Genomic DNA, 25,404 nt, shown 5'->3' with positions numbered 1-25,404 from the left:
GGCCGGTGGAACGACGGGAGCGGGCCGGGGCGGCGGCTACCGGCGGACGGCCGCCAGCGAGCGCAACTGCACGTGGACGGCGCCCGGTTCGGTGCCGGTCAGGGCCGCGACCTCGGCGGCGGGCAGGTCGAGGACCAGGTGCAGCAGCAGGACGTCCTGCTGGGGGGCGGTGAGGTGGGCGACCGGGCCGAGCGGGCGCGGGCCGGCCAGGGCGCAGACGCGTCGGCGGACCGCCTGCCAGGCGCAGGCGGCCGGGCTGGCGGTGGCCAGGGCGTCGAGCCAGTGGCCGCTGAGGTCGTCGAAGGCGCCCTGGACGGCCAGCGGGGCGTCGGCCGCGGGGAGCAGCAGGGCGGCGTAGTCGAGGTAGTGGCGCAGGTGGAGGTCGTACAGCGCCCACAGGCCCAGCGCCGGTCCGGTGGCGGTGGTCGTGGTGATGGTCGTGGTCGTGGTGGTCGGCTGTCGTGGTGGTGTCGGCATGGTTGATTCCCGAGGTGGCGCGGGTGGGTGCTGGTCCGCGGACGGGGCGCTGGTGGCGCGTTCCCGTCCGCGGACCGGGTCACACGAGTACCGGCGGGCTGTCGCCGGTGCCGTCGCGGCCGGTCGCGGCGGGGTGGCCGGCGTCCTCGGCGCGGTCGGCGGCCAGGCTGTTGCGCAGGGTCACCCACAGTTTGAACAGGATGTCCGTCGAGGTGCCGCTGCTGGAGGACTGCATGGCCCGGGTGAACTCCCGCTGGTACGTGCGGGAGTTGACCGGTGCCGGGGTGCGGGCGTTGTTCGTCCGCTCCCAGGCCGCCGCCCACAGTGCGCGGCGGGCCTCCTTGACCCCGCAGACCTCCATGTAGGTGAGGAACACCGCCTTGCGCAGCGGGGCCTCACCCCTGAGGACCAGCGCCAGGGTGCTGGAGGGCAGGCGCCCTCCCCCGGCCCGGGCCCGGCGGTCCAGCTCCTCCAGGGAGGGCCAGTCGGCCTTGCGCCGCATCTCGTGCATCGCCCGTCGCAGGTCGGCGAGGGAGTCGACCTGCTCGGGGTTGAGCCGTCGGGGCGCCCGGCGCTGGGTCCCGGAGGGGCGCGGGACGTGGGCCCAGTAGTTGGCTTGGGTCCACTTGCGGCGGGCCTTCTTGAGGTCGCCGTCGCAGGCCCGGGTGAGGGCCTCGACGACCTCCCAGTTCGGCATGGTCCGGCCGCTGGTGGCCCGTTGCAGGGTGGTCGGGTGGTAGTTGGTCCGGTCGGCGAGCTGACGGTAGGTCAGCCCCGCCTCTTCACGCTGCTCGCGCAGCAACGCGGCGAGTCGGCCCAGGGCCGGCTCGGTCGCCGCGATCGGTTTCTCCTGGCGTCCCATCGCGGTCCGGCGTTCCTTCTAGGCCCGCCCCTGCCGGAGCCTGGCGTTCAACAGCAGCCCGCCGGTGGTCAGTTCGAGTGCCGCTCCCGCCGACATGCCCGTCCTCACCAGGGCTGCGGCCACGACGACCACGACGACGACCACGGCCGTCCGCACGGGGCCGGACGGCCAGGGCAGGCCCGGTCGCGGCGGCGCCGGGTGGCCGGCGGCGCAGTGGGCGGGGGCGCGCTTCTTCTTCCGCTTCCTCGTCATCGAGGACCTCCTATATCACCGTCTACTCCAACGGACGGGCACTTCGGTGGTTGGCGTCACGCGAGGAACCCGTTTCGCGCAACACTCTGTCAGGCGTACGGGTGATTCCCAATCGGTTCGGTGAACATCGCGAAGATTGATGCGCCAGAATCCCGGGCCCGGCCCGCAATCTCGTCACAACCCTCTGGCATCAGTGCAGTTCAGGAACTCGAAACCGGAATTTGATGCATTTTTGTGCAACTCGCCCTTGTAGCCGTCCTGGCTGAATGTGACGATGTGCAGCAGCGTCATCCAGACCTGCGGGTCAGGAACCCGGGGGCGCTGTCTACTCCAAATTTTCGGGAACACCGGCAGCGGGCCGTGTTGGCGCATGGGCCCGTCCGAACAGCAGAGACCGCCCGGCCCCAGCGGCCCGAGCGGTCTCTCTGCATTTCCCCGGCCCGAGAGGACCCCGCCCGGTGAACGGCTTCGAGTACCTGCTCGGCATGCTGCTGGCCCAGCCCGTACGGGCCCGGGACGCGCTGCGCGCCCGTCTGCCCACCACCCGCCGGCTGCGCGCCCTGGCCTCCTCGCCGCGGGTCGAGGCGCTGCGGGCCGCCGAGCGCGAGCGGATCCGCCGGCTGGTCGAGGGCCTGGCCGCGGTGGAGGGCGTGACGCACCTGCTGACCCGCGTCGCCGACCACTGCGACCGCCCCTCCTCGCTCGGCCTGCTCACCACCACCGCCGAGGGCCGCGGCGTGCTGGTCTGCCGGATGAGCGCCGCCGCCTACTTCGCCACCGGCGAGGACATCACCGCCGTCCTGCCCAGGATCGAGGCGGCGGGCCTGGCCGACTGGGGCTTCCCGAACACTTGGGGCGACGAACCGCCGTACTCGCCGGGCACGGTCGCCTACGCGCTGCGCTACCACCGCGACCGCGGCCTCTTCCCCGACGGCCGGCGGATGCCCGGCCCGAGCCTGTCCACCGCCGACGCCACCCTGGTCTGGGACCTGCCCGGCATCCCCCGCCCGGACCCGCGCTGGCCGCGCCCGGGCAGCGACGTGCGCTTCCGGCACGAGCAGATTCCGCCGGACGGCGACCCGGCCGCGCTGCTGCGCGCCGCCCGCGCCGAGGGGCGGGGCCCGGTGCTGGTGCTCACCTTCGGCCGCGACTGGACGGACACCTGCACGTACCACGCCGTGCCGCGCGGGCGCGGGCGCGAACTGGGCTGAGCGGCCGGTGCGGCCGGGGCGGCGCCCCGGCCGCACGCACGGTTCAGGCGCTCAGCACTGGGGCCGGCGGCCGTGGTTGGCCCCGCGCCGGGCCCGGGCCTTCTTCTTGCGGCGACGCTTCGACGACATGGCCACTCCTCTCGCAACCAGGACACCCCCGGCTTCCACCGTTCCACACCCGGCCCGCACCGGCCCGCCGGGAACGGCCGTCACGGGCCCCGGGCGGGGCAGGGCGGTTTCTAGGGGGCGGGGCCTCAGGCGCGGGCGGCGCTCCGGTCGAGGGCGGCGCGCCAGGCGGGGCTGTCGACGTAATGGTTGTCGAAGCGCCCGGCGGAGGCGGCGATCGCGCCCGGGTCGGTCTCGCCGCGCATGACGCGGCCCAGCAGGCGCAGGTAGTCGAAGCGGTCCAGGCCCGGGGTGAACACGAACAGGACGTCGGCCTCGGCGCCCGGGGCGGCGGCGAAGGCGTGCGGGGTGTGCGGCGGCACGGCGAGGAAGTCGCCCTCGCCCAGGATCGTGACCTCCTCCCCGACCAGCACCTGCAGCGAGCCGCCGATGACGAAGAACAGCTCCCACGCCCGGGTGTGGAAGTGCGCGGGGGCCCCGACGGCGCCCTTGGCGAAGGTGGAGCGGTAGCTGGTGAACCCGCCCTCGGTGTGCGCCGAGTCGGCGAGCAGGGTCATGGTGCTGCTCGGGTCGGCGCAGGTCTCGGCCCCGGCGTGGCGGGTCAGCACGGGGGCGGCGGGGGCGGCGTTGCTCGTCGTCGTCATGGGACCAGGCTAGGGCCGGAAAGACCAGCTATCAGGTGGCAATTCCATGCCGATTTCATGGGCCAATTCCCGGGGTCGGCGGCCGCTGGCAGACTGGCCCGATGACGACGGACGATCTTCTGCGGCGCCAGGACGAACGGCAGGCCGAGGCCGGGGCGGTCAGCGCCGACCTGGGCCTGGACGAGCTGCTGGGCGCCCTCGGGGAGCCGGTGCGGGTGGGCAGTTCGGCGCTGGGGCTGATGGTGCGCCGGGACCTGGACGTCACCGTGGTGTGCCCGCGCCTGGACACGGCCGCGCACGAGCGGGTGGCCGCGCTCGGCGCGCGGCTGGCACTGCACCCGCGGGTGCGGCAGGTACGCCTGCGCAACGACACCGGCACCTGGAACACCGACCCCGCCGCCTACCCCGACGGCCTCTACCTCGGCCTGGACTACCGCTGCCCGCAGGGCCGCGACTGGACCCTCGACCTGTGGTTCGTCGACGAGCCCGCCCGCCAGCCCGACCTCGCCCACCTGCGCGACCTGCCGCCGCGCCTCACCCCGCAGGCCCGCGAGGCCGTCCTGCGGATCAAGCACGCCTGGTCCGAGCACCCGGAGTACGGCCGCGGCGTGCGCGGCTGGGACGTCTACCGCGCCGTCCTGGACGACGGCGTGCGCACCCCGGAGCAGTTCGAGCAGTGGCGCACCGCCCGGGCCGCGTCCGCCTGACCCGTCCGCCCGCGCTACTCCCCCGGGCCCGCGGCCCGTCAACGCGGACGGCGCGGGTGCACCCGTTCGGGGGGCGGACGTGCGGCGCGGGCCGCTGTGCCCGTAGCGTCGTCGCTGCACACGGCGTAGGTCCTGTCCGGGGAGGGTGTCAGCGATGGCGGCAGTGCCGGTCATGAGGGGTGGGCGGCGGCCCGGGCGGGCCGCCGCGGCCCTGGCGGTGGCGGCGGCGCTGCTGACGGCGTCCGCCTGCGGCGCCTCCGCCGCACCGGACGGCGCGGCCGGCGACGCGGTCGCCGCCGCCGACGGGCGGCCGCTCGCACTGGTCTACCGGGGCCCGGCGGCCTGCGAGGGCTGCCCGGAGGCGGCGCGGGAGCTGCTGGAGCGCGACGGCTTCGCGGTGCGCTACGTCGGGCCCGAGGAGCGGCTGCGTTTCGGCGCGGGCGTGCTGGCCGGCGCCGCGCTGTACGTGCAGCCGGGCGGCACCAACGGGCAGGAGGTGAGCACCGCGTGGGGCCTGCTCCAGCGCGACCCCGGCTTCTCGCCGGAGCTGGTGCGCGACTACGTCCGGGGCGGCGGTCGCTACCTGGGCCTGTGCATGGGCGGCTACCTGGCCGGCGATCCGGGCTACGACCTCCTGCCGGGCGACTCCGGGCAGTACATCCGCTCCCGGGGGGCGACCGTCACCGACGAGCAGGACCGCCTCGTCGACGTCGCCTGGCGCGGCCACCCGCAGCGGATGTACTTCCAGGACGGCCCGTACTTCGACGTCGACGGCCCGGGCGTGGACGTCCTGGCCCGCTATTCCAACGACCGCGCCGCCGCCGTCATCGCCCCCTACGGCGCCGGCCGGGTGGCGGTCAGCGGCCCGCACCCGGAGGCCCCCGCGGACTGGTACCGCGACTACCACCTGCCCGACGAGTCGAAGACCGGCCTGGGCCTGGGCGACGACCTGCTGCACGACCTGATGGCGGCCCCCGCGTCCTGACGTTCCGTCACGTCCCGTACGGGCGGGCCGCGGTGTCACGCCCGCGCGGCGGGTCCTGCGGGGAACTCGGCGCGCAGCCGGGTGCGGGCGCGGGTGCGACGGGCCTCGGCGGGGGCTCCGCGGGGTGCGGGAGCCCCCGGGCCCGGCCGGGTGGCGCTACCGCCCGGCGGGGCGCAGGACGCGGTCGGCCACCAGGTCCGGCCGGTCGGTCGGCAGGGCGTGGCCGGCGCCGGGCACGATCTCCGTCCGGGCCGAGGGCACGAGGCGGCCGAGGCGCTCGGCGACCGCGTGCGCGTCGTGCATGGCGCTGCGCTCCCCGAGCAGGAACAGTGCGGGGACGTCCAGGCGGCGCAGTTCCTCGTCGGACAGGACCGGGGGCACCGGGAGCGCGCGGCGGAACCCCATCGACGCGCGCATCAGGGCCATCAGTTCGGTCTCCAGGATGGCGCTGTTGCCGACCAGGCGGGCCAGCCGGGGGCGCAGCGCTCGCGGCGCGGTGGCGGCGAGGCCGCCGGCGATCACCCAGGCGTAGAAGCGGGCGCCGATGTCGGCGAAGCCGGCCGGGTCCACCAGGGTGAGGGAGGCGACCCGCCCGGGGTGGTGGATCTGGTGGTGGAGCGCCAGCCAGCCGCCGTAGGAGCAGCCGACGACCTGAGCGTCCGTCACCTCCAGTGCGGTCAGGAGTTCGTCCAGCCAGGCGGCCGCGTCCCGGCCGTCGGCGATCGGGGCGCTCTGCACGCTCGCGCCCGGTTCGCCGACCGTGTCGACGGCGATGACCGGGCGGTGGCGGGCCAGCGTGTCGATGTAGCGGTGCCACATCAGTGCGTTTCCGCCCGAGCCGGGCAGCAGCACGATCGGCTCGCCGCGCTGCGGGCCGGTCCGGTAGACGCGGGTGGTCCCGAACGCGGTCGGGAGGTCCAGCGCCGTCCGCGGCCCGGGCCACAGTTCCGTCAGGGCCCGCTCGTAGGCGGCGCGAAACCGGTCCCCGGCCTGGTCGTTCTTGAACTGGCTGATTCGCATGATACATGTGTATCACGGCATGATACGGGTGTACCAGGGAGGTCGTTCATGAACGCGCGGGTCGATCACGAGGAACGCCGGCGGCAGATCGCCGAAGCGCTGCTGCGCATCGCCGACACCCAGGGGCTGCAGGCGGCCAGCATGCGGGCGGTCGCCACCGAGGCGGGCGTCTCCCTGCGGCTGGTGCAGTACTACTTCACGACCAAGGAGGGGCTGCTGCTGGACGCGCTGGAGCGGCTCGGCGCCCAGCTCCAGGCCCGCATGGCGGCGTGGATCACCGCGGCCGCCACCCCGTCCACGCCGCGCGGCCTGGTGACCGCGGTCCTGTCCAGCATCCTGCCCACCGACCCGGAGAGCCGCCGGATCACCCGCACCTACGCCGCGTACTACACGCTGGTGCTCAGCGATCCCGCGCTGGTGGAGAAGCACGGGACGCCCCAGCCCGACCTGCTGGAGGGCTTCCTCGCCAAGCAGGTCCGCGCGGCCCAGCAGGACGGGCAGATCGACCCCGCCAGGGACCCGGAGATGACCGCCGCCGGGCTGCTGGCCATGGTCAACGGCCTCGGCTCCAGCGTGCTCGGCGGCCAGCGCACCGGCGACGCCGCGCTGGCGATCCTCACCCACCACCTGGACGAGCTGTTCCGCGGCCGTCCCCGCGGTGACGTCCCGGACCTGCCGGCCGCCTGACCAGTCGACCCCCGGACCGGCCGGCCTTCCCCCGCCGCCGGGGGCGGGCCGCCGTTCGGCCGGATCCCGTCCGGCCGCCCCGCAGGCGCCCTGTCCGCCCCGCCGCCGGTGCACGAGAATGTGCCGGTCCCGCGCGAGGGGCTGGCGAAGCGGCCAACTCCCGTACCGGGCACTCCTTTTCCGTTACCGAATGGGGAGGTTCACCGACCGTGTACAGGAGACTTCCGCAAGCCGTGCTGTCGGGTGTGCTGGTCGTGGCCTTCGCGGGAACGACCGCGTGGGCCACGACGACCACGGCGGGCACCGCCCCCGCCCCGGGCATCGCCGCCGGGTGCGGGGCCGACGCGACCGCCCAGGGCCTGGCCAGTACCGCCCTCCCGAACACCCTGCTGGAGACGCCGCGCTCCGACGGGCGGACCGAACAGTTCCAGCAGTTCTACGACAGTTCGGCGGCCTCCCTCCTGCCCTTCGTCTGGCACCGCTCCCAGGACGCGCCCGGGGGCGCCTACGGCGGCTGGGAGCGCGTCAGCGCCACCCCCGTGGGCCCGAAGCTGTACCAGGTGAGCGCCGTCGAGAACGGCGCCGGCGCCCTGGAGGTGTTCTTCGCCTCCTACGGCGGCTTCTGCCACACCGTCCTGCCCTCACCCGGCGACTCCTGGACCCCGACCGAGAACTTCGAGCTGTCACCGCCGCCCTACCACGGCGGGCTCACGCTCTTCAGGGAACGCGACGGCCGGCTGCACGCCTTCGCCTCCGGCGCCGACACGAGCGCGGCCATGGAGGTGCGCAGCCAGGACGGCGACGCCCGGGACTCCTGGGGCCCGGTGCGCCGGCTGCCCCGGCTGCCGGACCCCAACGCGGGCCTGGGCGCGCCGTCCTCGGTCGTCCAACTGCCGGACGGGCGGCTGCGGGTGACCGTCCGCGAGTGGAACCGCGACCGCTCCTGGCGGACCACCGAGGCGGACCGGTTCGTCTCCTGGGAGCCGTGGCAGCTCTGCGCGGACAGCACCTGCGCCTGACGGCCGGGCGGCGGGCAGTCTGACGGCCGGGCGGCGGGCAGTCTGACGGCCGGGCCCGGGCGGGCGCTCCCGAGCGGGCACCGACCCGGGCGCTCGCCCGTCCGGGCGGGCTGCGCTGGCGGCCGGGTGGGGCCGCCGGTATGCCTGGGGGGACGGCGAGGCGGCGGAGAGGACGGCGGGGTGGGCGGCGCGGACGGGGACGGGAGCGGGGAGCGGGACGGCGGGGGGACGCGGGCGCCGGGCAACCGGGCGGTGGTGCTGGGGGTGCTGGCCTCCACCGCGGTGGTGCTGCTCGCCCAGGCGGCGAGCGGCACCAGCGCCCGGCTGGTGCTGCTGCTGGTGTTCCTGCCGGCCCTGCTGGCAGGGCTGGGCACCGTCGCGCAGACGGTCGCGGCCTCGGTGTGGGTGGCCGGGGTGGTGGCGGTCAGCACGGTGCTGTTCCCGCCGTCCTCGCTGGCCGCCCGGGTGGGCACCCTGGTGGGGGTGGTCGGCGCCGAGGCGGCCGTGGTCGGGCTGTGCGCGCGCCGGGTGCGGCGCGAGCGGGAGCTGTTCCGGATGCGGCAGACCGCCGTCGCCCTGCAACGCCAGCTGCTGCGCCCGCTGCCGGTGCTCACCCCCGACGTCCAGCTGTACGGGCTGTACCGGCCGGTGGAGGAGGACGCCCTGGTCGGCGGCGACCTGTACGACGTCGCCGACACCCCGTACGGCACCCGGGTGCTGGTGGGCGACGTGCAGGGCAAGGGCCTGCCGGCGATCGGCGCGGGCTTCGCGGTGCTGAGCGCCTTCCGGGAGGCGGCCTTCCGGGAGCCGGCGCTGACCGGCGTCGCGGACGCCCTGGAGGCGGCGGTGGAACGGCACAACGCGTACGCGGTACAGGGCGGCGAGAGCGAGCGCTTCGTCACCGCGACCGTGCTGGGCGTGGAGCGCGGCGCGGACGTGCAGGCCGTCAACTGCGGCCACCTCGCCCCCTACCTGCTGCACGGCGGCCGGGTCGAGGCCGTGCCGCTGCCGGCCGGGGTGCCGCTCGGGCTGGCGGAGCTGACCGACGAGGTCCGCACCGTCCGGTGGTTCGCGCTGCCCGAGGACGGCGTGCTGGTGCTGCTCACCGACGGGATCACCGAGGCCCAGGACGCCACCGGCGCGTTCTACCCCGTCGAGCGGGGCCTGGCCGCCCTCGCCGCCGCCCCCGCCTCCCTGCTGCCCGAGGCCCTGGACCGCGAGGCCCGCCGCTGGAGCGGGGGCCGCAGCCGCGACGACGTCACGGCACTGTCCCTGCGCCGCGCGCCCTGAGGCTGCCGGGGTTCCCCCGAGGCGCCCTCACCGCTTCAGGAACTCCAGCAGGTCGGCGTTGAAGCGCTCCTTGTCGCCGGGGACCATCGCGATGCCGTGCGAGCCGTTCTCGTACACCTTCAGGACGGCGCCGGGGATGATCCGGGCGGCCCGGCGGGCGGTGGCCTCGACGGGGACGATCCGGTCGTCGTCGCCGTGCACGATCAGGGTGGGGATGTCGAACCCGGCCAGGTCCTCGTGGAAGTCGGTGTAGCCGAAGGCGTCCACGCAGTCGACGCCGCCCTCGATGGTCTGGTGCATCGCCATGAACCAGAAGGCGTCCCGGTTGCCCTGGGTGGCGCGGGAGCCGGGGCGGTCGGCGGAGAAGAAGTCGACGGAGGTGTCCTTCCAGAACTGGGAGCGCTCGGTGAGGATGCCGGCCTTGAGGTCGTCGAAGACGGTGCCGGGCACGCCGTGCGGGTTGTCGGGGCCCTGGAGCATGGACGGGGTGATCGCCGACAGCAGGACGGCGGAGCGGATCCGCCCGGTGCCGTGGCGGCCGATGTAGCGGGCGAGCTCGCCGCCGCCCATGGAGTGGGCCACCAGGGTGACGTCGCGCAGGTCGAGCCCGGTGAGCAGGCTGTCGAGGTCGTCGGCGAAGGTGTCGAAGTCGTAGCCGCCGTAGACCGGGGCGGAACGGCCGTGGCCGCGCCGGTCGTGGGCGATGGCCCGCAGGCCGGCGTCCGCGACGGCCTTCAGCTGGTCCTGCCAGGCGTCGCCGTTGAGCGGCCAGCCGTGGATGAACACGACGGGGCGTCCGCTGCCCCAGTCCTGGTAGAAGATCTCGACGCCGTCGCGGGTCCTGGAGATGGGCATGCTCCTGCTCCTTCGGGTGGTGCGCCGGGGTGGGGTGGCCTGCCGGGTTGACCTGCCGGGGGCGGCCTGCCCGGGGCCTGCCGGGCCGCAGGTTCATCCAACGGGAGGCGGGTGGGGCCCGCATCCCGCGGCGGCCGGGGCCCGCGCGGGAGCGGACGCGGCGCTACGCCGTTCGGATGAGTTCGGGCGAGGGCGGGCGGGTTTCGGATGAGTTCGGGCGGGGGCGGGTGAGTTCGGGCGGGGGCGGGTGAGTTCGGGCGAGGGCGGTTCAGCCGCTCTCGCGCAGGCGGGTGCCGAGGGCGTCGGGGGGCAGCAGGGGCGCCGGGTAGCCGGCCGGGGGCTCGGCCAGCTCCCAGGGGCGGTGGACGGCGCGGGCGGGCAGGTGGGCGAGCTCGGGGACCCAGCGGCGCACGTAGGCGCCGTCGGGGTCGTAGCGGTCGGCCTGGCGCAGCGGGTTGAGGACGCGGTTGGGGCGGGTGTCGGTGCCGGTGCCGGCGACCCACTGCCAGTTGAGCTGGTTGTTGGCGAGGTCGCCGTCGACGAGCAGGGCGAGGAAGTGGGCGGCGCCGGGGCGCCAGTGGTGGCGCAGGCTCTTGGTGAGGAAGGAGGCGGTGAGCAGGCGGGCCCGGTTGTGCATCCAGCCCTCGTGGGCGAGTTGGCGCAGGCCGGCGTCGACGATCGGGTAGCCGGTGCGGCCCTCGCGCCAGGCCTGGAGCTCGCGTTCGTCGTCGTACCAGCGGACGGGGCGGGGGCGGTAGTCGGCGTGGGCGGCGTCGGGGCGGGCCGCGAGGACCTGGTGGTGGAAGTCGCGCCAGGCGAGTTGGCGCACCAGCGCGGCCGCGCCGGGGGTGTCGGACTTCCCGGCGCGGTGGGCGAGTTCGGTGGCGGACAGGCAGCCGAAGTGCAGGTACGGCGAGAGGCGGGAGGTGGCGTCGGCGGCGAGGTCGTCGTGCAACTGCTCGTAGGCGTCCGGGTTCCAGGCGCGCAGGCGGCGGCGGGCGGCGCTCTCGCCGCCGGGGGCGCGGCCCGGGGAGGTGCCGGCGGGGGCGGCGGGCAGCGGGGCGCTCGCGGGGCCGTCGGGGGTGGCGAGGGCGCGCGGGGCGGGCAGGACGGTGCGCCGGGGGGCCTGCTGCCAGGCGCGGTGGTAGGGGGTGAAGACGGCGTAGTGGTCGCGCCCGGCCGGGGTGACGAGGCCGGCGGGGACGATGGTGAGCGCGGCGTCGTGCAGGTGCAGGCGCTCGCCGAGGGCACGGCGCAGGGCGTGTTCGCGGCGGGTGGCGAAGGCGGAGACGCCGGCGTTGGTGTGGACGGTGTCGGCGTCGCACTCGGCGGCCAGGCGGGCGGCCTGTTCGGCGGGGTCGCCGTGGCGCAGGACCAGGCGGGAGCCGGCGGCGCGCAGCGCCCGGTCGAGGTCGGCGAGGCTCTCGGCGAGGAAGGCCTGCCGGTTGGGGGCGGCGAAGCCGGCCCGGGCGATGGCCGGGTCGAGGACGAACAGGGGGACGACCTGGTCGGCGCGGGTGCGGGCGGCGTGCAGGGCGGGGTTGTCGTGCAGGCGCAGGTCCTGGGTGAACAGGACGACGGCGGTGCTCATCGGGGGCCTCGTGCGGTGGGGTGCGGGTACGGCGGCGGGCGGGGACGGGGGTATCAGGCGGCGGGTGGGGGTGTCGGGCGGCGGGTCGGGTGGGGGTGTCAGCCGGCGGGTCGGGCGGGTCGGGCGCGTTCGGTGATGTTGCGGGCCATGGCGCCGAACACCAGGGCGTGGAAGGGCGCCACCGACCACCAGTAGAGGTGGCCGGCCAGTCCGTGTGGGTGGAACAGCGCCCGCTGCTGGTAGAGCGCGCCGCCGGCGCCGTCGGGTGTCACGCGCAGTTCGAGCCAGGCCAGGCCCGGCAGGCGCATCTCGGCGCGCAGCCGCAGCAGGTGTCCGGGTTCGATCTCCTCGACCCGCCAGAAGTCGAGCGCGTCGCCGACCCGCAGCCGGTGGCGGTCGCGGCGGCCGCGGCGCAGGCCGACGCCGCCGGCCAGGCGGTCCAGGCGTCCGCGCAGGGCCCAGGCCAGCGGCAGGGAGTACCAGCCGTTCTCGCCGCCGACGCCCTCCACCACCCGCCACAGCGCGGCCGGGTCGGCGGCCACCCGGCGCCGGCGCAGGTCCTGGTAGAGGCTGCCGCCGGCCCAGTCGGGGTCGGTGGGCAGCGGGTCGCTGGGCGCGCCGGGCAGCGAGGCGGAGGACCAGCGGGTGGAGACCTGGGCGTCGCGGATGCGCCGCAGGGCCAGTTCCACGGCCCGGTCGAAGCCGGTCAGGCCCTCGGGCGGGTCGGGGATCCAGCGGGCGATGTCGTGTTCGCGGCACACCACCTCGTGGCGCAGCGACTCCACCAGCGGTCGGGCGAGCGAGCCCGGTACGGGGGTGACCAGGCCCACCCAGTGGCTGGACAGGCGCGGGGAGAGCACGGGCACCGGCACGATCAGGCGCCGGGGCAGGTCGGCGACCTCGGCGTAGTGGCGCATCATCAGCCGGTAGGTGAGCACGTCGGGCCCGCCGATGTCGAAGGTGCGGTCGACCTCGGGGGGCAGGGCGGCGGCGCCGACCAGGTAGCGCAGCACGTCGCGTACGGCGATCGGCTGGATGCGGGTGTCGACCCAGCGGGGGGTGACCATCGCCGGGAGCCGTTCGGTCAGGTGGCGCAGCATCTCGAAGGAGGCCGAGCCGGAGCCGATGATCACCGCGGCCCGCAGTTCGGCGGTGGGGACGCCGCCCGTGCGCAGGGCGCGGCCCACTTCGGCGCGCGAGCGCAGGTGGGCCGACAGGTGCGGTTCGGGGACCCCGGCGGGCAGCAGTCCGCCGAGGTAGACGATGCGCCGGGTGCCGGCGGCGGCGGCCGCCCCGGCGAAGGTCTCGGCGGCCTGCCGGTCCCGGGTCTCGAAGCCGGGCCCGGTGCCCAGGGAGTGGACCAGGTAGTAGGCGGCGTCGATGCCGTCGAAGGCCGCGGGCAGGGTCTCGGCGCGGGTGACGTCCCCGGTGACGGCCTCCACGTCGGCCCGCCAGGGCTGGTCCCGCAGCCGGAGCGGGTCGCGGACCAGGCAGCGCACCCGGTACCCGGCGGCGAGCAGTTCGGGCACCAGGCGCCCGCCGATGTAGCCGGTGGCACCGGTGACCAGGCAGTGCGGGCGCGTCCGGGTCGGCTCGTCCACCTGCGGCTCCTCTCGTGCGGGCGGGTGCGCCCCCCGTGCCCCGCCAGGCGCGGGGGGCGCTGCCGGGGTGTTCGGAGCGGGCGCGGCCGGGGATTGGACACGGCCGGGGATTCGAGTCTTCCAGGGGTCTCCTGCGGGCGCCCGGGCGTGCGCGCGGGGGTGTGCCGTGGGCCGACAACATCGCGCTGTTGCCCGCCCGGGCGTGCGCGCGGGGGGCCGGGAATCCGGGCGTGCGCGGGGGCCGGGAATCCGGTGTCCTTGGCGGGCAATCCGCGCCGGGTGCGGCTTCGAACGCCTGACGTCGCCGTGTTCCGTCGGCCCTGCCGGGTGTCCGCCCGGCCGGGATTCCCTGGAGGTCGTGCCATGCCCACCGTCCACTGGCCGGGGCCGTCGCCCGTGTGTTGCGAGCGCGAGGCGGCCGGATGAGTACGGTCGTTCACCTGTCCGGGCCGGGGCGTCCGGGTGCCGACCTCAAGGAGTTGCTGAGCAGGACCGCGCGCGGCGACCGGGAGGCGTTCGGTCGGCTGTACGACGCGGTGGCGGGCCCGGTGCTGGGGCTGGTCCGCCGGGTGCTGCGGGATCCGGCGCAGTCCGAGGAGGTCGCGCAGGAGGTGATGCTGGAGGTGTGGCGCACCTGCGCCCGCTACCGGCCCGAGCGCGGGGAGGTGCTGGCGTGGGTGCTGACCATCGCCCACCGCCGCGCCGTGGACCGGGTGCGGGCGGCGCAGGCGGCCGCCGACCGCGACCGGCGGGCCGCCGCCGCCTCGCACACGCCGGCGTTCGACGAGGTCGCCGAGCAGGTCGAGGGGCGGCTGGAACGCGAGCAGGTGCGGCGCTGCCTGAAGGGGCTGACCGAGCTGCAGCGGGAGTCGATCACGCTGGCCTACTACCGCGGGTACACCTACCCGCAGGTCGCCGAACTGCTCGGCACCCCGCTGGGCACCGTCAAGACCCGGATGCGCGACGCGCTGATCCGGCTACGCGACTGTCTGGGAGTGGGAGCATGAGCGGCGCCGACCTGCACACGCTGACCGGCGCCTACGCCGCGCACGCCCTCGACGCGGACGAGCGCGCGCAGTTCGAGCGCCACCTGGCGCAGTGTCCGGCCTGCGCCCGGGAGGTCGCCGAGTTCACGGCGACGCTGGCCAGGCTGGGCGCCGCGCAGGCCGTCGCGGTGCCCGGGGAGCTGAAGTCGCGGGTGATGGGCGCCCTGGACACCGTCCGGCAGGAGGCCCCGCGCGCCGCAGCCGGACCCGACGGTGCCCGGCGCCCAGGGCGGCTCGCCCGCGGCTGGCCGCGGCTGGCGCTGGCGGCCTGTCTGGCGGCGGCCGCGGCCCTCGGCGGCGTGGCCGTCCAGCAGCACCGGGAGGCGGACCGGGCCAGGGCCCTCGCCGCCGCGCTGCAGCGGCACCAGGACCAGGTCACCGGGCTGCTGGCGGCCCCCGACGCCCGGCGGGCGAGCGGCCCGGCGGCCGGCGGCACCGGCACCGGGGCGGTGGTCTGGTCGCACGACAAGGGCCGGGCCGTCCTCCTGGCCTCCGGCCTGCCCGCCCCGGCGGACGGCACGGCGTACGAGCTGTGGTTCGACGACGGCGCCGCGATGCGCCCGGCGGGGCTGATGCCCCGGGGCGACGGCGCGTTCCTGCTGGACGGCCCCCTGGACGGTGCGCGCGGTATCGGGGTCACGGTGGAGCCCTCGGCCGGCTCCGCGCACCCCACGGGGGCGCCGGTCCTGCTGATCCCGTTCACCTGAGCGGGAGGGCCGGGCCGGGCGGCTGGCCCGGCGGAAGGCCGGGTCGGGCCGGGGCCAGGAGACGGTGAGGGTGCCGCTCAAGGGCGCCCCGGGCGTCCCCGGGCGCCCTTGAGCGGCCTTGAGCGGCCTCGGCCCGGGGCGCCGGGGCCGGGTCTCCCGGCGGTCCGGCCCGTTCCGCCGCCCGTCCGCCGCCCGTCCGCGGCCCGTCCGCGGCCCGTCCGCCGCCCTCAACCCTGGCCGGGCGGTGTCACCCGGCCAGAGCAATGTCACCCGATCGGGGGGTATCCGGACTCGCACCCATCCGGTGGAGCCGGACCGCCGAATGAGGACCGTGACCGATGAGACGAGCAGCAGCCCGCCGGGCGCCCTCCCCCGAGCACGCACCCGTGCCGCCGGGCCGGCCGTGGCGGCGCTGTGCGGGCTGGCGGCCGCCGCCGCGGCCGTGGGAGCCGGTGAGGCGGCGGCGGCGTTCACCCGCCCCCAGGCCTCACCGGTGGTGGCGATCGGCTCGGCGGCGATCGACCTCGCGCCCACCGCCGTCAAAGCGTGGGCGGTCCAGCGGTTCGGCACCGGCGACAAGACGGTCCTGCTGGGCGGGATCTACACCGTCATGGGCCTCGCGGCCGCGGCCCTCGGCGTGCTGGCCGGACGCCGTCGCGGCGCGGCCGCCGCCCTGTTCACGGCCTTCGGCGGCCTCGGCGCCTGGGCCGCGCTGGCCCGCCCGCAGGCCCTCCCCACCGACCTGCTGCCCTCCGCTGCCGCGGCCGGCGGCGCGGTCGCCGTGCTGTGGTGGCTGGTCGGCCCCGCCCTCTCCCCCGGCCCTTCCCTCGACCCTTCCCTCGGCTCGGGCCCGGTCCGGCCGGCCGGGCCCGAACGGCGGCGCGTCCTGGCGGCCGGCGCCACGATCGGCGCGGCCGCCGCCCTCGGCACGGCCGCACGCGTCCTGTCCGACCGGCGCGGCGACGTCAGCGCGGCCCGCGCCGCCGTCCGCCTGCCGCCGCCGCTGCGCCCGGCTCCACCGCTGCCGCGCGCCGCCGGCGCCACGGTCCCCGGCCTGCCCCCGTTCATCACCCCCACCACCGACTTCTACCGCGTCGACACCGCCCTGACCCTGCCGCGCATCGACCCGCGCACCTGGTCGCTGCGGCTGCACGGCCTGGTCGACCGCCCGCTGCTGATCGGCTTCGACGACCTGCTCGCCCTCGGGCTGGAGGAGCTGGACCACACCCTGTCCTGCGTCTCCAACGAGGTCGGCGGCCCCTACGCGGGCACCACCCGCTGGCTCGGCGCCTCGCTGCCCGCCCTGCTGCGCCGCGCCGGCGTCCGCTCCGGCGCCGAGCAGCTCGTCGGCCGCTCGCAGGACGGCATGACGATCGGCACCCCGGTCGAGACGCTCCTCGACGGGCGCCGGGCGCTGCTCGCGGTGGCGATGAACGGCGAGGCGCTGCCCGTCGAACACGGCTTCCCCTGCCGCACGGTGGTGCCCGGCCTCTACGGCTACACCTCGGCCACCAAGTGGCTCGTCGACCTGGAGGTGACCACCTTCGCCGCCCGCGACCCGTACTGGGTGCGGCGCGGCTGGGACCGCACCGGCGAGGTCCGCACCGCCTCGCGGATCGACGTGCCCGCGCCGTTCGCCCGCGTGCCGCCCGGCGACGTGACGGTGGCCGGCACCGCCTGGGCCACCCACCGCGGCATCGCCGCCGTCGAGGTGCGCGTCGACGGCGGGCCCTGGCGGCAGGCCGAACTGGCCGCCGACGCCGGGCCCGACCTGTGGCGCCAGTGGACCCACACCTGGACCGGCGCCGCCCCCGGGACCCACCGCCTCGAGGCCCGTGCCACCGACGGCACCGGGGCCGTCCAGCCCGCCACCCGCACACCCCCCTACCCCTCGGGCGCGACGGGCTGGCACAGCGTCGTCGTCACCGTCACCTGACCCCACCTCACGACCTCCCCACCCCTTCGGCATCCGGGATCCGCCCGATGCCACCTGACAGGAGAATCCGTCCATGAACACGACCGTCCTGGTCCGCAAGCCCTTCGCCGCCGTCCTCGCCGCCGGCCTGCTGGCCGCCTCCCTGAGCGCGTGCAGCAGCGGCGGCGACGCGAAGTCCTCGGACACGGCCAAGAGCACCACCGCAGCCGCCGCGGCCCAGCCGTCCGGTGCCCCGGCTTCCGGTGCCCCGTCCGCCGAGCAGGTGACGGCCGGGCAGCCGTTCGGCACCGCGTGCGCGGCCGTCCCCAAGGACGGGGCCGGCAGCTTCAGCGGCATGGCCAAGGACCCGGTCGCCACCGCCGCCTCCAACAACCCGCTGCTGTCCACCCTCGTCACCGCCGTCAAGCAGGCCGGCCTGGTGGACACCCTCAACTCCGCGAAGAACATCACCGTCTTCGCCCCCACCAACGACGCCTTCGCCAAGCTCCCGAAGAAGGACCTCGACGCCGTCCTCGCCGACAAGGACAAGCTCACCAAGATCCTCACCTACCACGTCGTCCCCCAGCGCCTGGCTCCCGCGGCACTCGCCGGCGGGCACAAGACCCTGGCCGCCGACGACCTCACCGTGACCGGCGCCGCCCCGGACTTCACCGTCAACTCCGCCGCCAAGGTGCTGTGCGGCGACGTCCAGACCGCCAACGCCACCGTCTACATCGTCGACACCGTCCTGATGCCCGCCTCCTGACCCGGCATCAGCCCATGAACCGCGGCCCCGGGCGAACAACCCCCCGGTAGCCGGGGGCCGCACCCCCCACCTCCCGCCCCCGCTTGCTTGCCCGCCAGCTGACTATGTAGACCGACCGACATATTCTCCCCACGTCCTGTCTCGCAGGCCTGCCCGTGCACAGGAAGTCGGACCCGCCGACTTCCTGTGCACGGTGGCATGGCGGCACTGCGGCGCTGCGGCCCAACCAGGGAAATATGTAGACCGACCGGCATATTTCTTCTGGGCCACGATTCCGGCCGCGCGAGAAGTCGACAGGTCCGACTTCTCGCGCACGCCGAACCGCCCCCGCTTCCCGGCTCCCCGCCCGCCCACCGCGCGCACAGTCAAATATGTAGACCGACCGATATATTTTTCCGTTTCGCAGGCCGCCCGCCTGCAGGCCCCGCCGCGTGGCGAAGCCGAGGGCGAGCCACCCCGCACAGGAAGTCGGGCAGGCCGACTTCCTGTGCGCACTGCGGGCACGATCAAATCTGTAGACCGGTCGGTATATTCACTCCGGAGCCGGCGGCGCGAGCCCGCGGGCAAGGCTGTACGGCGCACGTTCCGCGGTTCCGCAGGGGCGGGGGTTCAGCGCAGCAGGTGCTCCAGCTGGTCGAGGGCGGTGGGCAGGTCGCGGGGGCGCAGGGCGCCCGGGGGGCGACGGGGGCCGGTCCAGCCGGGGCCGGCGGTCAGGACGACGGGACGGGTGCGGGCACCGTGGGGGCCCCAGGTGGTCTCGGCGACACGGCGGGCCAGGGCCCGGTCGGCGGTGCGGGCGACCTGGGACCAGAGCAGGACGGCGGGCGGGCCGGTGCGGCGGACCGCTTCCAGCAGGGCTTCGGTCGGCAGTGCCGGGCCGAACATCCGAAACGGCAGACCCCGTTCGGCCAGCCCCGCAGCCAGCGCCTCCAGCGGCAGGGCATGCAGTTCGGTGGGCATGCCCGCGAGCAGGACGGCCGGACCCTGAGGCGGCTCGACCCGGTCGGCGGCGCGGCGCAAAGCAGCGGCCACGTGCCAGGACAGCAGGTGCTCGACCTCGACGTAGCGCTCGCCCTCGGCGGCCCACTTGCGGCCGGCGGCGCGCAGCGCGGGCATCATCACCTCGGTCCAGGCGGCGACCGGGCCGAGGGTGTCGACGCTGTGTCGCAGGATCCGGGCGAGCTCGGGGGCGTCGAGGCGAACGGCCGCGCGGGCCAGCCCCCGGCATTCGGGGCGGACGGTGCCGACGGGCAGGGCGTTCCCGCCACCGGGGGCCGACCCGCCGGCAGCCGGCCCCGGCGGCTCGCGAGCCTCGGGCGGTTCTGGGGCCTCGGGCGGTTCTGGGGCCTCGGGCGGTTCTGGGGCCTCGGGCGGTTCTGGGGCCTCGGGCGGTTCTGGGGCCTCGGCGGCGAGGGCGAGGCGGGCGGCCTCGGCCGGGGTGACGCCGCGGGCGGTCAGGCGGCACATCTCCGCCAGGACGGCGACGTCCCGCGGGCTCCACTGGCGGTGGCGCCCGGGGTCGCGCCGGGCGGGGCCGATGCCGTAGCGGCGTTCCCAGGAGCGGACGGTGGTCGGGGAAACGCCGAGCATGCGGGCGAGGGCACCGGTGGTCAGGCTGGCCTGGGCCGGCGGCCGGTCGGCGGAGGCAGCCGCGGGGACGGGGACGGGCACATGCGTGAGCCTATGCGGGACAGGCCGGGGCAGCGGGCGTCGCGGACGCGGACGGCAAGCAGGGCTCGTCCCCCGGAAGCCATCGGCGCGCGCAGGAAGTCGGGCTCGTCGACTTCCTGCGCGCACCCGCGACCGCGGGGCAGAGGAATATGTAGGTCGGTCTACAGATTCGTCCCCCGGCGCGCCGAGAACCCCGGCAGGGCAGGCCCGGACACAGAACCAAGCCGCCGGCGCGCGCAGGAAGTCGGACCTGTCGACTTCCTGTGCGCACCACGACCGCGGGGCAGAGGAATATGTAGGTCGGTCTACAGATTTGGCAGGCGGGTGCGGGTGCGGGCGCGGGGCTGTGCCGGGTGGGGTGGGGGGTCGGCGAGTTGGGTGCGCAGGCGTAGCAGGGCGTCGCGGATGCGGGTCTTGACGGTGCCGAGGGGGGCGCCGAGGGCTTCGGCGGCCTGGGCTTGGGTGCGGCCGCCGTAGTAGACCAGCAGCAGGCATTCGCGCTGGACGTCGGTGAGGGTGGCCAGGGCGCGGCGGACCCGTTCGCGTTCCCGGCCGCGGTCCAGGTCGCGTTCGACCTGGTCGGCGACCTCGTCGAAGACCGGGGTGTAGGCGCGCAGGGCGGCGGTGCGGTCGCGGTCGGCGGCGGCCTGGGCGGAGCGGACCCGGTCGACGGCGCGCCGGTGGGCGAGGGTGAGCATCCAGGGCAGGACCTCGCCGCGTTCGGGACGGTAGCGCGCCGCCTCCCGCCACACCTGCAGGAACACCTCCTGGGTGACCTCCTCGGCCTGGGCGTGGTCGCGCAGCACCCGTAGCACGAGGCCCAGGACGGTTCCGGCGGTGGCGGCGTACAGCTCCTCGAAGGCCCACTCGTCGCCGCCGGCCACGCGTGCCGCCAGGGCGCGCAGCCCGGCCTGTCCGCCGCCGCCCGGGGGTTCGATGCCGGGGGGTTCGGTGCCGGGCGTCTCGTCTGACGGGGGCCGGGGTGCCGGGGGTCGGGGTGCCGGCCGGTCGATCAGTGCGTGCACACTGCGACCGTCCCGGAGCGGCCACCGCCCGGGCCACTCGCATCGTTTGCGCATCGTTGCGCCCGCGTGTGTGCTCCCCGGGCTGCCGCGGTGGTCCGGCCCGTTCGGCCCGTTCGGCCCGTTCGACTTCGAAGCGTTGTGAGGCGCGTCACTTTCGCGGTGGCGGTGCAGCAGAGCGGTGCCGGGGGCCGTCATGGGGGCGAAGGTGACGGCGGAAGAGTGAAGAGAGCGAGGGCGGCGGGTGAGGCTGCGCAGGGCCAGTCCCGGGATCGACTTCGTCGAGTTCGTACAGCAGCGTTCGGGCGCGCTGTTCCGGACGGCGTACGTGCTCACCGGGGACGCGCACACCGCGGAGGACCTCGTCCAGGAGGCGCTGGAACGATCCTGCCGCAACTGGCGGCGGGTGGCGGCCGCGGAAGCGCCCGAGGCGTACGTGCGCCGGATCCTGGTGAACCTGGTCAACGACCGCTGGCGGCGGCTGAGCCGCTCCGGCGAGCGGCCCGCCGCGGCGCCCGGCGCCGAGCACGCCGACCCGCGCGACGCCTACCGGTCGGTGGAGTTGCGCGCGGAGCTCGTCGCGGCGCTACACACGCTGCCGATGGGGATGCGCACCGTGGTCGTCCTGTACTACCTCCACGACCTGGGGGACCAGGAGATCGCGCAGACGCTGGACATCTCCCCCGGCGCCGTGCGCTCCCAACTCGCCCGCGGCCTCGCGAAACTGCGGTCCGCACTGCCCCGGCAGGACGTCCCGTCCGCGCCGCCGACCTCGCGCGGAGGTGCGTGATGACCCGCTTCCCGTCCCACGATCCCGGCCCCGACCCCGACCACCCCGCCTCCGACCCCGACTTCGACCCCGACTTCGACAAGGAACTCCTCGCCGCCATGACCGCATTCGCCGACAACACCCCGGCCCCCGTCATCGACGCCCTCGCCATCCGGCGCACGGTGCGCCGTCGCACCGTGCTCAGCGGCGCGGTGGCGGCGGCCGCGGTGGTCGCCATCGGCACGGGTGCGGCACTGCTCGCGCCGGGTTCGGGTCCGTCGCCCTCCGGCGGCCTGCCCGCGGGCCCCGCGAACGCCTCGGCGCCGACGTCGTCCGGCACACCCTCCCCCGGCGCGCCCTCCGACACGCCCACGCCCGGGCCCTCGATGGCCTTCGGCACCCCCACGCCGCCGCCGATGCAGCCGACCGACGGGGTGCAGGTGAGTGTGCCGCCGCTCGCCAACCTGGCCAAGGACGCGGCCATCAGGGCGCTGGAGACGGCGGGACTGCGCTACGAGGTCCACGAGTTCACCGACTGGAACGTGCCCGCCGGGTCGGTCATCAACTCCGAGCCGCAGGCCGGCCGCACCACACCTGCGCACTCGACGGTCCAGGTGTTCGTCTCCAAGGGCAGGCCGGGCCGCTGACCGGCACTGCCACGTCCAACGCCGCCACGCAGGAGGCGAGTTGACGATATCCTCCGGCCTCCCGCCACGCGGGCGGCGAAGGGGCCGGGCGAGGCCGGGCGCAGCGGGGTGGGCGGGCCGTGGACTGGGCCGGCCGGGTGAGGAGCGACGCGGCGCCGGGCCCCTGCCCCGGCCCCCCTGCTGCGGGCCCCACCTGCGGCGATCTAGGGTGCAGGCATGATCTCCTCACCGATATCCGGCCCCGACCAGGCGATGCGGGTGCTGATGGAGGGCAATGCCCGTTTCGTCGCGGGCAGCCCGGAGCACCCCAACCAGGACGCCGGGCGCAGGGCCGCCCTCGCTCCGGCGCAGCGGCCCTTCGCGGTGCTGTTCGGCTGTTCGGACTCCCGGCTGGCGGCCGAGATCATCTTCGACCGGGGGCTGGGCGACCTGTTCGTGGTGCGGACGGCCGGGCACGTCACCGGGGCGGAGGCGCTGGGCAGCATCGAGTACGGGGTGAGCGTGCTGGAGTGCCCGCTGGTGGTGGTGCTGGGGCACGACTCGTGCGGCGCGGTGGGCGCGGCGATGGAGGCGCTGGACCAGGGGCGGCTGCCGGGCGGGTTCGTGCGGGACGTGGTGGAGCGGGTCACCCCGAGCGTGGTGTCGGCCCGGGCCGCGGGCATCGAGGACCCGGACGGGATCGTCGACGAGCACATCCGCCAGACCGTGGACCTGCTGCTGGAGCGTTCCCAGCTGTTGGCCGCCAAGGTGGCCGAGGGCGCGGCGGCCGTCGTGGGCCTGTCCTACCGGCTGCGCGACGGCCAGGCCCGTACGGTGGCCGCTCGCGGTCCGGTCAGCGCCGCGTTCTGACCGCCGGCCCGTACGGGTGCTGAACCCGCCCGTACGGCCGAACCGGTGTGTCGGGCCGAGCCGACGCGTGCAGGGCCGTCCGGCGTAGGGCCGTCCGCCCCCGTCGGGGCCGGGAACGCCGTGTCCGATCACCGCCAGCGCCCCCTCCAGGGCGGGGGCAGAGTCGGAGACCGGCAACGGTTTCCCACTCAAGGACGGCATTCCCGTGCACAAGGCCACCGACCTCAAGGTTCTCTATTTCGGCACCCCGGTGGTGCTGATCAGCTCGCGCAACGAGGACGGCGGCGCCAACCTGGCGCCGATGTCCTCGGCGTGGTGGCTGGGGCAGTCCTGCGTGCTGGGCCTCGGCAACACCGCCCAGACGGCCGTCAACCTGCGGCGCGAGGGCGAGTGCGTGCTCAACCTGCCCTCCTCCGGGCAGGTCGACGCCGTCGACGCCCTCGCGCTGCTGACCGCCAACCCGGATCTGACCGAGCACCGGCGGCAGCAGGGCTACCGCTTCGAGCGGGGCAAGTTCGCCGCCGCCGGGCTCACCGAGCAGCCGTCGGAGCTGGTGCGGGCGCCGCGCGTCGCCGAGTGCCCGGTCCAGTTGGAGTGCCGGTTGGAGGCGGCCGCGCCGCTGGCGGGCAACCCGCACTGCACCGCCTTCGAGGTCACCGTGGTGCGCGCGCACGTCGAGGAGCGCCTGATCGTGCCCGGTACGGACCACTACGTGGACCCGCTCGGCTGGGATCCGCTGATCATGAAGTTCTGCGAGTTCTTCGGCGACGGGCGCCGGCTCGCCCCTTCCCGTCTCGCCGAGGGCTGGCAGATGCCGGGCCGCCTGCCCGCCGGTGTCCGGGCCTGACGCCCCGTCGCGGGTCCGCGAGCTCCCGCCCGCCCGGCCGCCCGGCCGCCCGACGAGCCGCCCGCCTACCCGACCGCCCGCCCGGCCGCCCGCCCGTCTGGCCGTCTGGCCGTCTGGCCGTCTAGTCGGCCGCCGCGGCGGGCACCAGGTCGTGGAGCAGGAAGTGGAGCTCCGTGTCGTCCGTCGACTCCACCCACAGCCCGTCGGCGTCGAGCACCGAGGCCGCGACCATCCGCGCCTCGGCGACGAGTTCGGGGTGGGAGTCGAAGCCCGGCCACGGCAGGACGGGGAAGTCGTTGTCCTCGCCGAAGCGCCGCACCCGTTCGATGTCGCCCAGGACGGCGGGCGGCAGCGACTCGTTCGCCCAGGACCACAGCCAGGTCTGCCGGGCGAGGCTGACGCTGCCGATCATCGTGAGCCGGCCGGTGAGGAACACCTCGCTCTTGCGCGACCACTTCCTCCTGCGCGACCAGGTGATCCGTGCGTCGTCCATCGACCAGTGGTACTGCACGTCACCTGACAGTCCGAAGCGCTCGACCATGAGGGCCTGCCGCGAGCGGGCACGTTCGCGGGCCGCGATCACGACGCCCTCCCACCGGGAGTGGTCGTGCTTCGAGTGGTCGTCCACCGTGCCTCCTCGTACGGAACTGCCGGCAAGATCATCCCATCCGGCCTGCTGCTCCGTCCGGGCCCGGCGTGATCCGCAGGAGAGCCCCTACGCGCTGGCGCCGCAGGAGTCGCAGATGCGGGTGGCGGGCAGTTGGAGGAAGCAGGAGGGGCAGATCGCCGGGGGGCGGGGCGGGGTGGCGGCGGCGGCCTTGCGGTTGACGGCCGCTTGCAGGCGCGGGGCCAGGGCGGGGGTGCCGCCGTCGGCGGGCAGCTGGGCGCCGAAGTGCCGGTAGCAGGCGAGGCGGGCGGCGGCGGCGTGGTGTTCGCGGTCCATGTCCGCTGCCAGCGGCGGCTGTCCGGCCACGGCCAGTACTTCCTGGTAGCCGACGCCGACCATGCCGTCGGTGGAGTGGACCACCAGTGCGGTCAGCGGCGGGTCCCCGCGGCGGTGTGCCTCGCGCACCACCAGGGCCAGGACTTTGCCGATCCAGGTGCGCTGGTGCACCCGGGTGCGCACTCCGGCCGCCTCCTGCACGGTCTCGGCCAGTTCGGAGTAGGTGATCACCGCGTGGTAGCGGCGGGCCACGTCCACCAGGGCCGGGTAGGCGGCCCTGGTCCAGGCGACCTGGGCCTGGGTGGAGCTGACCGCCGAACCGTCCGCGACCCGCCAGTAGCCGCGCTGTTGCTGTTCCATTCGACCGCCCCTGAAACCTCGTCCGCCGGCCCCCGCCGGGAGCGAGGCTACCCCGCCCTCCGGCGCCTCGGGCCGCCGGGGGCTTGACTTCAAGTGCTGTTGAAGTCGTCGAATGGGTCCCGACCGCAGCCGTACGGGCATCGCGGTCGATGCCCCGCCCGTACGGAACGACCCGGGTCCGGGGCCGCCTGCTTCCCGATCGTGCCGCAGGCGGCCCCGGCCCCGTCGTCGTCCGCCGGCCCGCCATCCACCACCCGCCACGGGGCGCAGGCCGGGCGTCACCAGCAGCGCCGGGCGACGGGCTCAGGCCGCGGCTTCGGCTTCGGCGAGAGTGTGGGCGACGAGGGCGTTGGCGTGGCCGTGACCGAGGCCGTGCTCGGTCTTGAGCCAGGCGACGAGCTCCATGTGCTTGCTGAGCGGGGAGGCGCGGATGAGGTCCTTCCACTCGGCGACGGGCCGACCGTACTTCTTCTCGATGGACGGGAAGTAGCTGGCGGGGCCCTTGGCGGGGGTGGCGGTCATGGCCGGTACGCCC

28 protein-coding genes are annotated in these 25,404 nt (G+C 75.8%); 14 read left to right on the top strand and 14 right to left on the bottom strand.

Features of this window, described 5'->3' with window-relative positions; genetic code table 11:
• Positions 1-36 precede the first annotated feature (36 nt).
• The 4 genes from AB0O19_RS30175 to AB0O19_RS30160 all read right to left on the bottom strand — a co-directional run bounded on the left by AB0O19_RS30175 (position 37) and on the right by AB0O19_RS30160 (position 1,963).
• Complete coding sequence (locus tag AB0O19_RS30175; RefSeq protein WP_363624061.1) at positions 37-477, bottom strand: sigma factor-like helix-turn-helix DNA-binding protein; 441 nt, start codon at positions 475-477, stop codon at positions 37-39.
• Positions 478-556: 79 nt separating this feature from the next.
• Positions 557-1,339 (bottom strand): helix-turn-helix transcriptional regulator, encoded by a 783-nt coding sequence (locus AB0O19_RS30170; RefSeq protein WP_363624059.1) that lies wholly within the window; start codon positions 1,337-1,339, stop codon positions 557-559.
• An 18-nt stretch (positions 1,340-1,357) separates the two neighbouring features.
• Entirely contained in the window at positions 1,358-1,591 is a 234-nt protein-coding gene (locus tag AB0O19_RS30165; RefSeq protein WP_363624057.1) for a hypothetical protein, read from the bottom strand.
• 174 nt (positions 1,592-1,765) lie between these two features.
• Positions 1,766-1,963, bottom strand: coding sequence for a hypothetical protein (locus AB0O19_RS30160; protein ID WP_363624055.1), 198 nt, complete (start codon positions 1,961-1,963; stop codon positions 1,766-1,768).
• 86 nt (positions 1,964-2,049) lie between these two features.
• On the opposite strand from AB0O19_RS30160, the gene AB0O19_RS30155 reads away from it, so the two are divergent.
• Positions 2,050-2,802 (top strand): hypothetical protein, encoded by a 753-nt coding sequence (locus AB0O19_RS30155; RefSeq protein WP_363624053.1) that lies wholly within the window; start codon positions 2,050-2,052, stop codon positions 2,800-2,802.
• A 254-nt stretch (positions 2,803-3,056) separates the two neighbouring features.
• Here the strand turns inward: AB0O19_RS30155 and AB0O19_RS30150 are convergent, their stop codons facing one another.
• On the bottom strand, positions 3,057-3,572 hold the full coding sequence (locus AB0O19_RS30150; RefSeq protein WP_363624051.1) for a cupin domain-containing protein: 516 nt from the start codon (positions 3,570-3,572) through the stop codon (positions 3,057-3,059).
• Between the two features lie 101 nt (positions 3,573-3,673).
• Between AB0O19_RS30150 and AB0O19_RS30145 the strand changes: the two genes are divergently transcribed.
• Both AB0O19_RS30145 and AB0O19_RS30140 read left to right on the top strand, forming a co-directional pair.
• A complete protein-coding gene (locus tag AB0O19_RS30145; RefSeq protein WP_363624049.1) occupies positions 3,674-4,279 on the top strand; it encodes a hypothetical protein in 606 nt (201 codons plus the stop codon).
• Positions 4,280-4,433: 154 nt separating this feature from the next.
• The gene (locus tag AB0O19_RS30140) at positions 4,434-5,264 is read left to right on the top strand and encodes a BPL-N domain-containing protein (protein ID WP_363624046.1); all 831 of its coding nucleotides are present in this window, start codon (positions 4,434-4,436) and stop codon (positions 5,262-5,264) included.
• A gap of 156 nt (positions 5,265-5,420) precedes the next feature.
• On the opposite strand, the gene AB0O19_RS30135 is transcribed toward AB0O19_RS30140, so the two are convergent.
• Positions 5,421-6,284: an alpha/beta fold hydrolase gene (locus tag AB0O19_RS30135; protein WP_363624044.1), complete on the bottom strand. Its 864-nt coding sequence runs from the start codon at positions 6,282-6,284 to the stop codon at positions 5,421-5,423.
• Between the two features lie 48 nt (positions 6,285-6,332).
• Between AB0O19_RS30135 and AB0O19_RS30130 the strand changes: the two genes are divergently transcribed.
• The 3 genes from AB0O19_RS30130 (at position 6,333) to AB0O19_RS30120 (ending at position 9,280) form a co-directional block, all read left to right on the top strand.
• Positions 6,333-6,971 (top strand): TetR/AcrR family transcriptional regulator, encoded by a 639-nt coding sequence (locus AB0O19_RS30130; protein ID WP_363624042.1) that lies wholly within the window; start codon positions 6,333-6,335, stop codon positions 6,969-6,971.
• A 209-nt stretch (positions 6,972-7,180) separates the two neighbouring features.
• On the top strand, positions 7,181-7,990 hold the full coding sequence (locus AB0O19_RS30125) for a hypothetical protein (RefSeq protein ID WP_363624040.1): 810 nt from the start codon (positions 7,181-7,183) through the stop codon (positions 7,988-7,990).
• Between the two features lie 180 nt (positions 7,991-8,170).
• A complete protein-coding gene (locus tag AB0O19_RS30120; RefSeq protein WP_363624038.1) occupies positions 8,171-9,280 on the top strand; it encodes a PP2C family protein-serine/threonine phosphatase in 1,110 nt (369 codons plus the stop codon).
• Between the two features lie 27 nt (positions 9,281-9,307).
• Here AB0O19_RS30120 and AB0O19_RS30115 read toward each other — a convergent pair whose 3' ends face one another.
• The 3 genes from AB0O19_RS30115 to AB0O19_RS30105 form a co-directional block, all read right to left on the bottom strand.
• Positions 9,308-10,135: an alpha/beta hydrolase gene (locus AB0O19_RS30115; protein WP_363586783.1), complete on the bottom strand. Its 828-nt coding sequence runs from the start codon at positions 10,133-10,135 to the stop codon at positions 9,308-9,310.
• Between the two features lie 268 nt (positions 10,136-10,403).
• On the bottom strand, positions 10,404-11,726 hold the full coding sequence (locus tag AB0O19_RS30110; protein WP_363624036.1) for a deoxyribodipyrimidine photo-lyase: 1,323 nt from the start codon (positions 11,724-11,726) through the stop codon (positions 10,404-10,406).
• 98 nt (positions 11,727-11,824) lie between these two features.
• Positions 11,825-13,327 carry an SDR family oxidoreductase gene (locus tag AB0O19_RS30105; RefSeq protein ID WP_363624034.1) on the bottom strand — a complete coding sequence of 501 codons (1,503 nt, stop codon included), beginning with the start codon at positions 13,325-13,327 and terminating at the stop codon, positions 11,825-11,827.
• Between the two features lie 422 nt (positions 13,328-13,749).
• Between AB0O19_RS30105 and sigK (AB0O19_RS30100) the strand changes: the two genes are divergently transcribed.
• From sigK (AB0O19_RS30100) to AB0O19_RS30085, 4 genes are all read left to right on the top strand, one after another.
• Positions 13,750-14,334, top strand: coding sequence for an ECF RNA polymerase sigma factor SigK (gene sigK, locus AB0O19_RS30100; RefSeq protein ID WP_363624032.1), 585 nt, complete (start codon positions 13,750-13,752; stop codon positions 14,332-14,334).
• Positions 14,331-15,080, top strand: coding sequence for an anti-sigma factor (locus tag AB0O19_RS30095; RefSeq protein WP_363624030.1), 750 nt, complete (start codon positions 14,331-14,333; stop codon positions 15,078-15,080). Before sigK (AB0O19_RS30100) ends, AB0O19_RS30095 begins: the two co-directional genes overlap by 4 nt.
• Positions 15,081-15,411: 331 nt before the next feature.
• Positions 15,412-17,016: a molybdopterin-dependent oxidoreductase gene (locus tag AB0O19_RS30090; RefSeq protein WP_363624028.1), complete on the top strand. Its 1,605-nt coding sequence runs from the start codon at positions 15,412-15,414 to the stop codon at positions 17,014-17,016.
• Positions 17,017-17,089: 73 nt separating this feature from the next.
• Positions 17,090-17,761, top strand: coding sequence for a fasciclin domain-containing protein (locus AB0O19_RS30085; RefSeq protein WP_363624026.1), 672 nt, complete (start codon positions 17,090-17,092; stop codon positions 17,759-17,761).
• Positions 17,762-18,370: 609 nt separating this feature from the next.
• Here the strand turns inward: AB0O19_RS30085 and AB0O19_RS30080 are convergent.
• The gene (locus AB0O19_RS30080; RefSeq protein ID WP_363624024.1) at positions 18,371-19,432 is read right to left on the bottom strand and encodes a MerR family transcriptional regulator; all 1,062 of its coding nucleotides are present in this window, start codon (positions 19,430-19,432) and stop codon (positions 18,371-18,373) included.
• Positions 19,433-19,737: 305 nt separating this feature from the next.
• Positions 19,738-20,370 carry an ECF RNA polymerase sigma factor SigK gene (gene sigK, locus AB0O19_RS30075; protein ID WP_363624094.1) on the bottom strand — a complete coding sequence of 211 codons (633 nt, stop codon included), beginning with the start codon at positions 20,368-20,370 and terminating at the stop codon, positions 19,738-19,740.
• 334 nt (positions 20,371-20,704) lie between these two features.
• Here sigK (AB0O19_RS30075) and AB0O19_RS30070 point away from each other — a divergent pair, with 334 nt between their 5' ends.
• From AB0O19_RS30070 to AB0O19_RS30055, 4 genes are all read left to right on the top strand, one after another.
• Complete coding sequence (locus AB0O19_RS30070) at positions 20,705-21,244, top strand: SigE family RNA polymerase sigma factor (RefSeq protein ID WP_363624092.1); 540 nt, start codon at positions 20,705-20,707, stop codon at positions 21,242-21,244.
• Positions 21,244-21,870, top strand: coding sequence for a PASTA domain-containing protein (locus AB0O19_RS30065; RefSeq protein WP_363624022.1), 627 nt, complete (start codon positions 21,244-21,246; stop codon positions 21,868-21,870). Before AB0O19_RS30070 ends, AB0O19_RS30065 begins: the two co-directional genes overlap by 1 nt.
• A gap of 216 nt (positions 21,871-22,086) precedes the next feature.
• Positions 22,087-22,719, top strand: coding sequence for a carbonic anhydrase (locus tag AB0O19_RS30060; protein ID WP_363586774.1), 633 nt, complete (start codon positions 22,087-22,089; stop codon positions 22,717-22,719).
• 205 nt (positions 22,720-22,924) lie between these two features.
• Positions 22,925-23,566, top strand: coding sequence for a flavin reductase family protein (locus AB0O19_RS30055; RefSeq protein WP_363624020.1), 642 nt, complete (start codon positions 22,925-22,927; stop codon positions 23,564-23,566).
• A gap of 121 nt (positions 23,567-23,687) precedes the next feature.
• Here AB0O19_RS30055 and AB0O19_RS30050 read toward each other — a convergent pair whose 3' ends face one another.
• The 3 genes from AB0O19_RS30050 to AB0O19_RS30040 all read right to left on the bottom strand — a co-directional run bounded on the left by AB0O19_RS30050 (position 23,688) and on the right by AB0O19_RS30040 (position 25,391).
• Complete coding sequence (locus AB0O19_RS30050; protein ID WP_363586772.1) at positions 23,688-24,194, bottom strand: DUF6882 domain-containing protein; 507 nt, start codon at positions 24,192-24,194, stop codon at positions 23,688-23,690.
• Between the two features lie 87 nt (positions 24,195-24,281).
• Positions 24,282-24,869 carry a hypothetical protein gene (locus AB0O19_RS30045; protein WP_063352909.1) on the bottom strand — a complete coding sequence of 196 codons (588 nt, stop codon included), beginning with the start codon at positions 24,867-24,869 and terminating at the stop codon, positions 24,282-24,284.
• 303 nt (positions 24,870-25,172) lie between these two features.
• A complete protein-coding gene (locus AB0O19_RS30040) occupies positions 25,173-25,391 on the bottom strand; it encodes a DUF4287 domain-containing protein (protein WP_363624018.1) in 219 nt (72 codons plus the stop codon).
• Positions 25,392-25,404 lie beyond the last annotated feature (13 nt).

It is taken from the genome of Kitasatospora sp. NPDC091276, assembly GCF_040684355.1.
Lineage (GTDB): Bacteria > Actinomycetota > Actinomycetes > Streptomycetales > Streptomycetaceae > Kitasatospora.
Note: the sequence above shows the minus strand (reverse complement) of the source record. Positions and strands in the feature narration are given on the sequence as shown.

Bases quoted from the DNA above. Each gene is read 5' to 3' on its own strand.
- AB0O19_RS30170 (WP_363624059.1), bottom strand. From the start codon at position 1,339: ATGGGACGCCAGGAGAAACCGATCGCGGCGACCGAGCCGGCCCTGGGC.
- AB0O19_RS30135 (WP_363624044.1), bottom strand. From the start codon at position 6,284: ATGCGAATCAGCCAGTTCAAGAACGACCAGGCCGGGGACCGGTTTCGC.
- AB0O19_RS30140 (WP_363624046.1), top strand. From the start codon at position 4,434: ATGGCGGCAGTGCCGGTCATGAGGGGTGGGCGGCGGCCCGGGCGGGCC.
- sigK (WP_363624032.1), top strand. From the start codon at position 13,750: ATGAGTACGGTCGTTCACCTGTCCGGGCCGGGGCGTCCGGGTGCCGAC.
- AB0O19_RS30095 (WP_363624030.1), top strand. From the start codon at position 14,331: ATGAGCGGCGCCGACCTGCACACGCTGACCGGCGCCTACGCCGCGCAC.
- AB0O19_RS30130 (WP_363624042.1), top strand. From the start codon at position 6,333: ATGAACGCGCGGGTCGATCACGAGGAACGCCGGCGGCAGATCGCCGAA.
- AB0O19_RS30115 (WP_363586783.1), bottom strand. From the start codon at position 10,135: ATGCCCATCTCCAGGACCCGCGACGGCGTCGAGATCTTCTACCAGGAC.
- AB0O19_RS30145 (WP_363624049.1), top strand. From the start codon at position 3,674: ATGACGACGGACGATCTTCTGCGGCGCCAGGACGAACGGCAGGCCGAG.
- AB0O19_RS30060 (WP_363586774.1), top strand. From the start codon at position 22,087: ATGATCTCCTCACCGATATCCGGCCCCGACCAGGCGATGCGGGTGCTG.
- AB0O19_RS30165 (WP_363624057.1), bottom strand. From the start codon at position 1,591: ATGACGAGGAAGCGGAAGAAGAAGCGCGCCCCCGCCCACTGCGCCGCC.
- AB0O19_RS30150 (WP_363624051.1), bottom strand. From the start codon at position 3,572: ATGACGACGACGAGCAACGCCGCCCCCGCCGCCCCCGTGCTGACCCGC.
- AB0O19_RS30175 (WP_363624061.1), bottom strand. From the start codon at position 477: ATGCCGACACCACCACGACAGCCGACCACCACGACCACGACCATCACC.
- AB0O19_RS30085 (WP_363624026.1), top strand. From the start codon at position 17,090: ATGAACACGACCGTCCTGGTCCGCAAGCCCTTCGCCGCCGTCCTCGCC.
- AB0O19_RS30065 (WP_363624022.1), top strand. From the start codon at position 21,244: ATGACCCGCTTCCCGTCCCACGATCCCGGCCCCGACCCCGACCACCCC.
- AB0O19_RS30040 (WP_363624018.1), bottom strand. From the start codon at position 25,391: ATGACCGCCACCCCCGCCAAGGGCCCCGCCAGCTACTTCCCGTCCATC.
- AB0O19_RS30045 (WP_063352909.1), bottom strand. From the start codon at position 24,869: ATGGAACAGCAACAGCGCGGCTACTGGCGGGTCGCGGACGGTTCGGCG.
- AB0O19_RS30160 (WP_363624055.1), bottom strand. From the start codon at position 1,963: ATGCGCCAACACGGCCCGCTGCCGGTGTTCCCGAAAATTTGGAGTAGA.
- AB0O19_RS30110 (WP_363624036.1), bottom strand. From the start codon at position 11,726: ATGAGCACCGCCGTCGTCCTGTTCACCCAGGACCTGCGCCTGCACGAC.